Genomic DNA, 11,788 nt, shown 5'->3' with positions numbered 1-11,788 from the left:
TAAAAGTACAATTCAAATTACAATCCAATATAGGATTCCAAAAATACTTGTAAATCAGCCGCGCCATCGGGACGGATGCTGAATTTTTCCTTATGATAACGTCCGATGTGAATACGAAGCAGACCAGCCACTCGTAAAATCATCATATCAGACATGAGTGTATCTTCCAAACGGCTCAAATCATGGCGCATATCTTCGAGAGACTTAGGACCTTGAGCTACATAACGCAGAATTCGTAGCCGCTGCGGATCATTAACCGCACGAGTGAGCCGTAGCAGAAGCGTAGGCGGTTCTTCCTCGCTCTCCTCGGGGATATCTACTGGATACTGGATCAGCAGTGTGCGGGTATAAAAACAGTATGAATTAATCGGGCGATTATGGACAACTGGAAATAGGACTACTGTATCCAGGTCTTCCATGTGTGGCACGACTAGTCCAGCTGTCGCATATTCAACCAGTGCTTCCGGTTCCATTTTACTCAGCAGCATGCGCTTTTCCGCAGCGTCTTCTTCTGCCAACACACGCAGTTCGCCTTCCAGGGCCCGAAAATAATCACGATCCCACAATTTGAGGAGTGGTGCGTATACCTTACGAATGCGTAAAGATTCTTCAAAGGTTAAAAAAGGGATATGCGGAACGAGCAACTCAAACATATCTTTATCCGGGCCGTGGTCCAAATAAGAGATATAATCAGATATTTCATCTGATTCCGGACGAAGTAACGCCCAAGCATAGAGTGCGTCATAATCGCTAAAAGGGCAATCCTGAGCTGTAGCCAGCTCAGTACGAACTTCATGTTGTAGTCGTGCATCTACCTTGTCGATCCATTCATGGCCCAAGTCCATATCTTGAACCCACTTTTTAGTCACATAGGCCATGAAGCTGCCGAGCAATTCATAAATTGGAGAAGTGTCTATTTTAATTTGATAACTCATGGAACCCAATGCCTCCTATTCTGTCTTCTAGCCCAGAGCGGTGAACGTAATTAAGCCCGTCCATAAGCAAAACATGAGCATTTTAATGATTGCTCACTTATTTATTATGGCTTGTTCTGCCAGGGATTGTCCACTATAATATGAAATAGTGCGTTGTGACGTGAATGGGTTCGGATTGAACATACGAGGCTCCTTAACCGAAGGAGTCGGATACATACCAGACAAGCTCTTTCCGTAAAGTCGTCATCTCAGATGGCGATTTTTTTCTTCTATTCTTTAATACACTAATTACACCTGAATTTGTATATGTGATTTGCCGGTTTTGCAGGACGGCATGGAATACATAGTGATAAGAATTATTATTGATTATGGAATCAAATGCAAATCATTTCTTAACATTGATTTTAATTATTTTATTTGTTCGATCAGGAGGAGCTAGGATGTCGTCGTCGTTACGGGTTCATTATTTTATTTTAATTGCTGTTATTATTGTTGCCGGATTATGCCAAGGTTTATTATTACCTATTCTGTCAATCTCGTTGGAACAAATGGGAGTTTCATCTTCACTAAATGGAATGAATGCGGCTGCTCTGTATATTGGTTCATTTGCAATGACGTTGGTGGCAGAACGGACATTGGGCTGGTTAGGGTTTAAAAAGCTGATGGCCGGTGGGCTTGTGCTAGTGCTCATTACGCTGCTGCTGTTTCCGCTAATCCCTGATATTCGGGTATGGTTCATACTGCGTCTGCTAGTAGGTATTGGTGACAGTGCATTGCACTACTCTGCGCAGCTATGGATATTGCTGGTGACTCCAGCAGAGAAGCGAGGGCGAAACATTTCCTTTTATGGTATGTCTTACGGTCTGGGTTTTGCATTAGGACCATTGGGATTATGGCTACTCGATTATGGAATGCTGGTTCCATTTGCTGCGTTGGCCTTATTGTGCTTGCTTGTTTTGCTGTTGGTGTTAATTAAGCTGCCGGACTCCAGACCAGAGAAGCTGGAGTCCGAGGCGCGTCCCACTCAAAGATTTCGTCGCAGCTACAGCTGGGCATGGTACGCTCTTTTGCCTGCATTTCTATATGGCTATATGGAAGCGAGCCTGAACAGTAACTTTCCAGTCTATGGCCTGCGTATTGGCTTTCATACCGATGAAATCGCCGCCTTGCTGCCGTTCGTCAGTTTGGGAGGATTAGTGCTGCAGCTGCCGCTAGGGATATTGAGTGACCGTTGGGGACGTAAAAAGGTGCTAATGAGCGTAGGCATAGCAGGGGGAATGACCTTTATGTTGCTACCATGGAGCGGCAATCATTTTATGTTCACTTTGATATTGCTGACCCTAGCAGGTGGTTTAGTAGGCTCCTTTTTCTCCCTCGGTTTGGCCTACGCCGCTGATCTGTTGCCCAAATCATTTTTAGCAGCCGCGAATGTACTGGCATCCTTTCATTTTAATCTGGGAAGTGTGATCGGACCTAATATTAGCGGAGGGTTGCTGGACTTTGGAACTCAAGGCAGCATGTTTCTTGTCCTTGGTGGTAGTTACATTGTTTTCGGATTGTTAGGTTTGTTTTCCAGAAAAAGAGTAACGGCGGTTTAAAACTGCGGTTTGCATGGTATTTGTTTCACATTTACTATAAAATATAAACAGTATTGATGGTGCGCAAAGGGGAATCACTTAGATGATTAAAATTCGGAAGCTGACCAAGCAAGTGGGGCCTGAACAGACCCAGCTACTTCGAGGAATTGATGCTGAAATTCATCAGGGCGAATTCATTGCCATAGTGGGGCCAAGTGGAAGTGGCAAAACGACGCTGCTTCGCTGTCTTGCTTTACAAGAGCCGTGGGATGAAGGCAGTTTAATTGTAGGTGGCAATGATGTGCTGAAATCCGGTTGGACTGGCAAGATGAAAATAAAGCGGGAATGGGCATACCTGGAGCAAAACCCGCATCTAAATATGAATCGAACCGCTCTTAAAAATGTGCTCATTGGCAGATCCGGTCAAACTCCAATGTGGAGAATGGTGACCGGTATGGTGCGTTCCGACGATTATATGGGAGCGATGGACGTACTGGAGGATCTGGGTCTGCTGGATAAGGCGCATGATAAATGCGATAAGCTCAGCGGTGGCGAGCGGCAGCGGGTAGCGACTGCGCGTGCTCTCGTGCACGGAGCTAAAGTTATTTTAGCGGATGAGCCTGTAAATGGACTTGATCCAGCTTCGGCAGCGCATGTATTGGAGACTTTTCGCAAGCTGTGTTCTGACGAGCGGGTGACGATCATGACTGTACTGCCGTTGGAAATGGCTGAACGCTTTGCTTCCCGTATATGGGGGTTGAATGATGGTGAATTGGTGTTTGATATTCAGGGGAGACGATTGACACAAGCGGAAAAGAACAAATTGTGAAGGGGACGGCAAGAGAAGTGAAAATAATGCTGTTGAGAATGGTGACTGGCTGCTGTTCCTTGCTGCTCCTTGCTGGATTTTTAAGCGGCTGTAATGTTATTAGCGATCCCATTTCGCTGATGGAGACACCGACGATGTCTGACGAGAAGCAGGAACTGAATGGTGCAGTGAATACGCAACTAGGGGCGGTACAGCCTTTAAGGCCGAATGATCCAGATGACCCGACGCCAATTCGAACGGGTGATTTGAACAATGATGGCACAGACGAAGCAGTGCTCTTTTATGAAACGCCTGATGAGAGCGTAAAAATACATGGTGCCTTGTTTGAAGATCAGGGGGGAACGTGGGTAAAGAAGCTGACGTTTGATGGGGAAGGCACTGTGCTGGAGTCATTTAAGCTCGTGGATTTAACGAATGATGGAACACTCGATATTGTAGCGGGTTTTTCCAGCGGAGATAGTGGCGATGGCGGGGACCAGAAGGGACTCATCGTGTATTCCTATACCGGAGGAACTCTGGAGAAAATATATGCTACAGGTTATACGGACTTCGTCGTAGATGATTTTAAGCATAACAAGATGGACTTAAACGGGGATAAATTGAATGATTTGACGATTATCACGCTGCGACGTAATGAATTCTTTACAGTTAAAACATTCCAATTCAGTGGGGGGACCTTTAAGGAAATCGGATCGTTGGATTTGGACAGTCAGGTCTTAGATGTCTATAATGTCGTTGCTGGCAAGGTAGCCGAGGGTAGGCAGGGGATTATTATAGACACCAAAATTGCTCAGACCACTACCGTTTCCAATGTTATTGTGATGGATCACGGCAAGCTTAGGAAGCTTAATCTTATGGATGTCACCTTCAAGGATGCGACCATCGCCAGTGGTGATGTGGATGGTGACGGTATTCTGGAATTTGGTAATTTGGAGAAGCCTAAAGGTTGGAGTAACAAGCCGCTGGATGAGGTTCCATATTTTGTGTCGTTCTATCAGTGGGACGGGGCGAAAGGAACGATTTTTAAGCAGCAGCAGTATCGTGATTCTAATGAACAGGTCTACTTCAGATTACCGAAAGAGCTGCATGGCAAGGTGACGATTGATCCGAAAGTTTCGAAGAAGGACAGCTATTTGCGCTTTATTTTGGATGATACAGACAAAACGATAGCGGAAATTAAATTTTTCTCGTTGTCACAATGGGAGCGAAACAACGAAGGGTATAGCCAACTGTGGCGAACGAATGCGCAGGTCATTGGCATTAAGCGATCCAGTGAGCTGGAACCGCGTAAAACCATTAAAAACAAGCTGGGGGAAAGGCAGGTAGAGTAGAGTGAGTAAAGTTTTAATCATGGAAGACGAGGAATCCATTCGCAGCTTTATCGTCATTAATTTGAAACGTAACGGTTTTGAGGTGCTGGAGGCGTCGGAAGGGCATGAGGCTCTGAATATTTTGAACACGGTGCGGGATATTGATATTGCACTGCTTGACGTAATGGTACCCGGTATGGATGGTTTTGAAGTCTGTCGGAGAATCCGGGAGACGAATGAGCGCATCGGCATTATCTTTCTCACAGCGAAGGTACAGGAGCAGGATAAGGTATATGCCTTGTCTGTAGGGGCCGATGATCATGTGAGCAAGCCTTTTAGCCCGACGGAGCTGATTGCACGTATTCAATCGTTATTGCGTCGGGTGAATGTTCATCGTGAAACAGCAGCCAAAGTGTCCTTCCAGTCTGGACCGTTCACCCTGGATTTGATTGCTAAGCAATTTAAGAAGAACGGGCAGCTGATTGAGCTGACACCGACTGAGTTTTCTCTGATTCAATTTTTTCTGGAAAAAGAGAACACGCCGCTCAGCCGAGATGTTCTACTTGATCACGTATGGGGCAAAGAGTATATGGGCGATCCGAAAATTGTAGATGTGAATATCCGACGTCTTCGGCAGAAAATTGAAAACAATCCATCCGAGCCGGCTTTTTTACAAACAGTTTGGGGACATGGATATAAATGGAAAGGTCAGTCTCAATGATCAAAAAGGGAATTCGCCGACAGATTGTGCTTCACTATTTTTTCGTAGTGTTCTTAGCGCTTCTGTTAGTAGAAGTCATTTTTATGTTTGCACTCCGGTCGTACTATTACGATTCCATTTACAAACATATCGAAAGCCGTATCGAATCGGTAAGTGAATTTGCACCCAAATTTAAAGAGCCGGAACAGTCTTTGCAATCGTATTTGTTAAATACATTTTCTCTGCCCTTTACTGAACTGCAGTTGCTCGATGAACAGGGAAATGTAATTGATAACTCAACGAATTTTGCAGCAGATCTAAGTGTGCAAACAAGTGATGTGACACAAGCATTAGCTGGGGATACGGGCAAATGGATCGGAAAGCAACCGAGCACGGGGCAGCAGGTGATGGCGGTATCTCAAAAACTGGACAATATCGTCGGAGACCAGGTGTACGTTATTCGGTATACAACCTCGCTGGAATTGGTAAATGATAAGCTGTTTACGATTACGCTGTTTTCTCTTGGCATCATGGCAGCTGTACTGGTTATTGTATTTGTGGTCAGTACAGGGCTCGCGAATTCCATTGTTAGACCGATTAATAATATCCGCGATGTATCTGCTCAGATGGCTCAGGGGAGGTTTGATACACGCATTGAAGGCGATTATCGGTATGAGTTGGGTGAACTGGCTTCGACTCTGAACTATATGGCACAGGAAATTGTCAGAACAAATCAAATCAAGGATGATTTTATTTCATCTATATCTCATGAATTGCGTACTCCGCTTACATCTATTAAGGGTTGGAGTGAAACGTTAAATTCTGGCGGCTATGACCCCGAAGAGACGAAAATCGGGATGAAGATTATCTCTAAAGAGACGGATCGGCTGATTGGCTTGGTGGAGGAAATTCTCGATTTTTCCAAGCTGGAGCAAAATGCCATGAAGCTTGTAATGGGAACGGTAGATCTTCGGGAGCTTTTGCAGGAAATTATGCTGAACGTATGGGCCAAAGCAGAAATGAAGCAAATAAAACTTCAGCTTGATTCGGAAGAAGCGGCATATTTCGTCCATGGAGACGGTAACCGTCTAAAACAGGTATTTTTGAACATTGTGGATAATGCTATCAAGTTTTCGCATGAAAGCTCAATTATTTTTCTGTCGCTTCAACGGGTTGATGGCAATATCGAGATATCCGTACAAGATACAGGAATTGGAATTAGTGCTGAAAATCTTGCCAGAGTAAGAGACCGCTTTTTCCAGGTAGACCACCAAAACGGTGGTACTGGACTGGGATTGGCAATCTCACAACAGTTTGTCGAGCGCCATCATGGTCAGATGCTCATCAGAAGTGAACTGGGGGCTGGCACCACTATTACGGTTTCATTACCTGCTCTGCAAGCAGAGCAATCCGTGGAACCACCACAACTCACTGAAGAATAGATTTAAAGCCTACTTATAGGTGCAATTAGAAAAACAGCCAGTCCTCTTAAATCGGGAGGGCTGGCTGTTTTTGATTTGGGGTAACGTTATGAAGTAAAACCTTCGGCACGCAAGCGTGTATTGCGCTCGTAAGCTTCTTTCAGCATACGTGTAGTTTGCGGCCGTACCGCCATTTTACCAAATACCACTTCATTGGGTCCGATGACCATAATTTCGCCCGGACTGCCTTTAATGACAGCACCATCGCGAATCACAGCACCTTCACCGATAATCGCATGTTCAATATGGACGTTACGTCCAATGCGTGTGTCCGGCATAACGATACTTTCTTTGATGGCTGATCCTTTACCTACCTCGACACCACTAAATACAACGGAGCGTTCAATTCGGCCCTCTACTTGACAGGAATCATGCAACAAGCTGCCCAATGGCTGCGTTTGACGGTTAGGTACCTTTTGTGCGCTCAACCTTGTGCGGCGTTCACGTGTATACATCGGCCAATCCTTACGTTGAAGGTCGATCGCACAATTCTCGTGTAACAAATCCATGTGTGAATCCCACAGGCTTTTAACGGTACCTACGTCCTTCCAATAGCCCTGGAATTCATAAACGTACAAGGATTCTTGATCCGCTAACATTTTAGGTATGATATCTTTACCAAAATCATGACTGGATTGAGCATCCTGTGCGTCTTCTAACAGGTAGTTTCTCAAGTAATCCCATTTGAAAAGATAAATACCCATAGAGGCCAAATTACTTTCCGGTTTCTCAGGTTTCTCTGCAAATTCTGTGACACGTAGATCTTCATCCGCACTCATAACACCAAAACGGTGTGCTTCATCCCAAGGTACCTCCATGACAGAAATGGTAGCCGCAGCTCCTTTTTCCTTATGGTGGTTCAGCATTTCGCGATAATTCATATAGTAGATATGATCACCGGATAAAATAAGCACATGCTCCGGATTTTGGCTGTCAATATATTCAATATTCTTATGAATAGCATCTGCCGTTCCTAAGTATTCAGCGTTACCTGTGTTGTAAGATGGAAGCAGGGTAATTCCTTTGTCATCTGTTTTTGTAAGACCCCATGGTGTTCCATCCCCGATATGTTCGTGCAAGGATTCTGCCTCATATTGCGTCAGTACACCTACAGTATCAATGTCTGAATTTACGCAGTTACTGAGAGGAAAATCGATGATTCGGTAATGACCGCCAAAAGGTACGGCGGGTTTTGCAATCGTTGAAGTAAGGGGAGCAAGACGGCGTCCCTCTCCGCCTGCCAGCAGCATGGCAATGCATTCTTTATTAAACATTTCGTTTCCCTCCCGGTTTAGTTGTCAGTGTAGTACATACATAAACGGTATGGGGTACTCTTGAAACCATTAGGTATATAAGATTCCCCAAAAACTAAGGTTTATTTTTTTCCTAGTCATTTTTCTGTTCATTGTGGCTAGAATGGGGTAATAACTCAAGTCAGCTTTGAGCCAAAAGCGAATGCATTACCGATTCATACATTTTTACTTACAAACATATAAGGGTGGTGACGTGATGACAGACCAAACTCTTCCGCAACAGGCTATTTCATCGGAAGATATTTATTTGTTTCATGAAGGAACGCTTTATCACAGCTACCGATCTTTGGGTTCCCACCTTACTGTGGAGAACGGAGAACAGGGCGTCCGTTTTACGGTCTGGGCTCCTCATGCTCTCCATGTCGGGCTTGCTACAGATCGCAACAACTGGAATGGGGAACAGGATTCCTTATATAGGGTTCCCAAATCCGGTTTTTGGAGTCGTTTTTTTCCGGGGATATCCCAAGGAACTTTTTACAAATACGACATTACGGGTGCAAACGGTGAACGATTTCTGAAAGCAGACCCTTACGCGGTACGTGCTGAAGTGAGACCGGCAACGGCTTCTGTGGTAGCTTCTATAGATGGTTATACTTGGAACGATGCGATTTGGCGCCGAAAACGTAGAGCACCGTATGGAAAGCCTCTACACATATATGAGCTTCATCTGGGCACTTGGAAGCAAAAAGAAGATGGTACGTTTTATACATACAGGGAAATAGCTGAGCTTCTTGTGCCTTATGTGACTGATATGGGGTATACACATATTGAACTGATGCCGCTGAGTGAACATCCGTATGATCTTTCCTGGGGCTACCAACTTACTGGATATTTTGCACTCACAAGCCGTTATGGAGAACCGCATGATTTTATGTATTTGGTGGATCGTTGCCATCAGGCGGGAATTGGAGTGCTGATGGATTGGGTCCCAGCCCATTTTGCAAAAGATGCTCATGGATTAAGGCTGTTTGACGGATCGCCCCTGTTCGAATATGCGGATCCGCTGATTGCGGAAAAGCCCGGCTGGGGAACGCTGACGTTTGATTACAGCAAACCGGAGGTGCGTTCTTTCCTGATATCTAATGCGTTATTTTGGATGGATATGTACCATATTGACGGCCTGCGCGTAGATGCTGTGACGAGTATGCTACGGCTGGATTTTGAAAAGCAGGACGGTCAATATCGTTTTAACTCTAAGGGAGGTATTGAAAATGAGGAGGCTATTGCCTTCCTTCAACAACTGAATGAAACAGTATTCCGCTATTATCCGTATGCTCTGATGATGGCAGAGGAGTCCAGTGCCTGGCCTATGGTAACTTCCCCGGTAAGCGATGGAGGACTCGGTTTTAATTACAAATGGAATATGGGCTGGATGAACGATACGCTTGATTATATCGAAACGAATTTCGATCAGAGACCGGAGCGCCATAATTTGCTGACATTCCCCATAGCTTATGCGTACAGCGAAAATTTTACACTGCCATTGTCGCACGATGAGGTTGTTCATGGTAAGAAGTCGCTGCTTGATAAAATGCCAGGTAACTATGAGCAAAAATTTGCCGGGCTTCGAGCGCTTCTCGGTTACCAACTCACCTCGCCGGGCAAAAAGCTATTATTTATGGGAGGGGAATTCGGCCAATTCATCGAATGGAAGGATGAGGAGCAGCTTGACTGGTTTCTGCTGGATTATGACAGTCACCGTTCGCTGCACGCTTTTACGAAAGCGCTGAATCATTTGTATATTCAGGAAAAGGCACTATGGGAACTGGATCATTCGTGGGATGGATATCAGTGGATTGAGGCGGAGGACCGTGGGCAGAGCGTAATTACGTATTTACGTAAAAGTAAAAAGCCAGGAGATACATTGGTCGTGCTTATTAACTTTCAGCCCGTACCGAGAGAGAACTACCGAATTGGGCTGGAAAAGGCCGGGAGTTATATCGAACTGCTGAACAGTGATCATAAGGACTTTGGGGGAAGTGGCCAGCTAAATACCGGAATGATACGGACCGCCCGTATTCCTTGCCACGGTCAGCTTCACAGCTTGGAGGTGACTATACCACCCCTGAGCATCGTTATACTCAAGAAAGCGCCTCGGAGGCCTAAAAAAGCAGATTAACCACATAAGGAGGAAGCATATATGAACATTTTGTTTGCGGCAGCAGAAGCACATCCATTTATTAAAACAGGCGGGTTGGCTGATGTCATTGGCGCACTGCCGAAGGCACTTCGTCAGGCGGGGTGCGACGTCCGAATCATTTTGCCTAAATATGCGGGGATTCCCGATACTTATAAAAAGTCTCTACGTCCGGTAGCGGTAAAGCAAGTAGCCGTAGGCTGGCGTAATCAATATTGTGGAATAGAGGAACTGACATTAGACGGAATCAAGGTTTATTTTATAGACAATGAGTATTACTTCGGTCGTGACGGTATTTACGGTTATATGGATGATGGCGAACGCTTTTCCTTTTTTAACCGAGCGATTTTAGAAATGCTGCCTGAACTGAACTTTCGGCCGGATATTTTGCATTGTCATGATTGGCATACAGCAATGGTTCCGCTGCTTCTGAATGCCGATTATCGACATTTGCCCTTCTACAGCGATATTCGCACGGTGTTTACCATACATAATCTGCTGTATCAGGGGGATTTTCCGTATGAGGTCTTAACTGAGCTGCTCAACCTGGATGGGAGCTATTTCACCTCCGAGGGTGTGGAGTATCATGGCAGACTGAATTTTATGAAAGGTGGGCTTACGTACTCGGATCATGTCACGACCGTGAGTCCGACCTATGCAGAGGAGATTCAAACGGAATTTTACGGATATGGGCTTGAGGGACTGCTTCGTAAATTGGGAGATCAGGGTCGCTTAACAGGGATTGTGAACGGAATTGACACCAAAAGCTATAATCCTGCTACGGACAATCGTATTTATACGAAGTACCGAACGAGTCTGACAAAGAAAAAGGAAAACAAAATTGGTCTGCAAAAGGAGCTGGGTCTGCCGGTACGGCCGGACGTACCTATGATTGCCATGGTAACCCGACTTGTAGATATGAAGGGGCTAGATCTGGTAACGAGAGTGCTTGATGAAATCTTGTATTATGATGATATCCAGTTTGTCGTTTTGGGAACAGGGGATCCGGCTTTTGAGCATTGGTTCCGTGAGGCAGCGGGACGCTATCCACTGAAAATGTCGGCGCAGCTTGCTTTTAGCGAACCTCTGTCACGAAAAATATATGCGGCAAGCGATATGTATCTTATGCCATCAAGGTTTGAGCCTTGCGGGATCAGCCAACTGCTAGCGCTTCGTTATGGAAGTATCCCTATTGTGCGAGAAACTGGGGGCCTTAACGATACCGTGCAGGCTTACAATGAGTCTACAGGGGAAGGAAATGGATTTAGCTTCACGAACTACAATGCACATGATATGCTGAACACCATTCGTCGTGCTGTTCATTTTTATCGCCAATCTGAGCATTGGTCGAAGCTTACACAGACGGCTTTCGCAGGAGAATATAGTTGGGATGTTTCAGCCGAAGCGTATATGGATATTTACCATTTGCTCACAAAGACGGACTGAACGGAGTAGGAACACCATATTCATATTAATGAAAAAGGGAATCCCTTTAGCCAGTGTTTG

At 45.2% G+C, this 11,788-nt stretch carries 9 protein-coding genes; 7 read left to right on the top strand and 2 right to left on the bottom strand.

Annotated features, from left to right (window positions below; all coding sequences use genetic code 11):
* Window positions 1–17: 17 nt before the first annotated feature.
* Window positions 18–935 (bottom strand): hypothetical protein, encoded by a 918-nt coding sequence (locus NSQ57_RS13390; protein WP_023988964.1) that lies wholly within the window; start codon window positions 933–935, stop codon window positions 18–20.
* Between the two features lie 440 nt (window positions 936–1,375).
* Here NSQ57_RS13390 and NSQ57_RS13385 point away from each other — a divergent pair, with 440 nt between their 5' ends.
* The 5 genes from NSQ57_RS13385 to NSQ57_RS13365 all read left to right on the top strand — a co-directional run bounded on the left by NSQ57_RS13385 (window position 1,376) and on the right by NSQ57_RS13365 (window position 6,793).
* Entirely contained in the window at window positions 1,376–2,533 is a 1,158-nt protein-coding gene (locus tag NSQ57_RS13385; protein ID WP_069011733.1) for an MFS transporter, read from the top strand.
* 82 nt (window positions 2,534–2,615) lie between these two features.
* Window positions 2,616–3,341, top strand: coding sequence for an ATP-binding cassette domain-containing protein (locus tag NSQ57_RS13380; RefSeq protein ID WP_342424919.1), 726 nt, complete (start codon window positions 2,616–2,618; stop codon window positions 3,339–3,341).
* Complete coding sequence (locus tag NSQ57_RS13375; RefSeq protein ID WP_322252736.1) at window positions 3,338–4,672, top strand: hypothetical protein; 1,335 nt, start codon at window positions 3,338–3,340, stop codon at window positions 4,670–4,672. The genes NSQ57_RS13380 and NSQ57_RS13375 overlap by 4 nt, the downstream gene beginning before the upstream one ends.
* A 1-nt stretch (window position 4,673) precedes the next feature.
* Entirely contained in the window at window positions 4,674–5,372 is a 699-nt protein-coding gene (locus NSQ57_RS13370) for a response regulator transcription factor (RefSeq protein ID WP_007432526.1), read from the top strand.
* Window positions 5,369–6,793: a HAMP domain-containing sensor histidine kinase gene (locus tag NSQ57_RS13365; protein ID WP_029517454.1), complete on the top strand. Its 1,425-nt coding sequence runs from the start codon at window positions 5,369–5,371 to the stop codon at window positions 6,791–6,793. Before NSQ57_RS13370 ends, NSQ57_RS13365 begins: the two co-directional genes overlap by 4 nt.
* An 86-nt stretch (window positions 6,794–6,879) precedes the next feature.
* On the opposite strand, the gene NSQ57_RS13360 is transcribed toward NSQ57_RS13365, so the two are convergent.
* On the bottom strand, window positions 6,880–8,106 hold the full coding sequence (locus NSQ57_RS13360; RefSeq protein WP_029517455.1) for a glucose-1-phosphate adenylyltransferase: 1,227 nt from the start codon (window positions 8,104–8,106) through the stop codon (window positions 6,880–6,882).
* A gap of 235 nt (window positions 8,107–8,341) precedes the next feature.
* Here NSQ57_RS13360 and glgB point away from each other — a divergent pair, with 235 nt between their 5' ends.
* Together glgB and glgA are read left to right on the top strand one after the other, a co-directional pair.
* The gene (glgB, locus tag NSQ57_RS13355) at window positions 8,342–10,264 is read left to right on the top strand and encodes a 1,4-alpha-glucan branching protein GlgB (RefSeq protein ID WP_029517456.1); all 1,923 of its coding nucleotides are present in this window, start codon (window positions 8,342–8,344) and stop codon (window positions 10,262–10,264) included.
* A 21-nt stretch (window positions 10,265–10,285) separates the two neighbouring features.
* Window positions 10,286–11,728 carry a glycogen synthase GlgA gene (gene glgA / locus NSQ57_RS13350; RefSeq protein WP_029517457.1) on the top strand — a complete coding sequence of 481 codons (1,443 nt, stop codon included), beginning with the start codon at window positions 10,286–10,288 and terminating at the stop codon, window positions 11,726–11,728.
* The last annotated feature ends 60 nt before the right edge of the window (window positions 11,729–11,788 follow it).

This window comes from Paenibacillus sp. FSL L8-0502 (genome assembly GCF_038593055.1).
GTDB classification, from domain to species: Bacteria; Bacillota; Bacilli; order Paenibacillales; family Paenibacillaceae; genus Paenibacillus; species Paenibacillus polymyxa_D.
The sequence above is the reverse complement of the archived record's forward strand: the minus strand, read 5'-3'. Positions and strand labels throughout refer to the sequence as shown.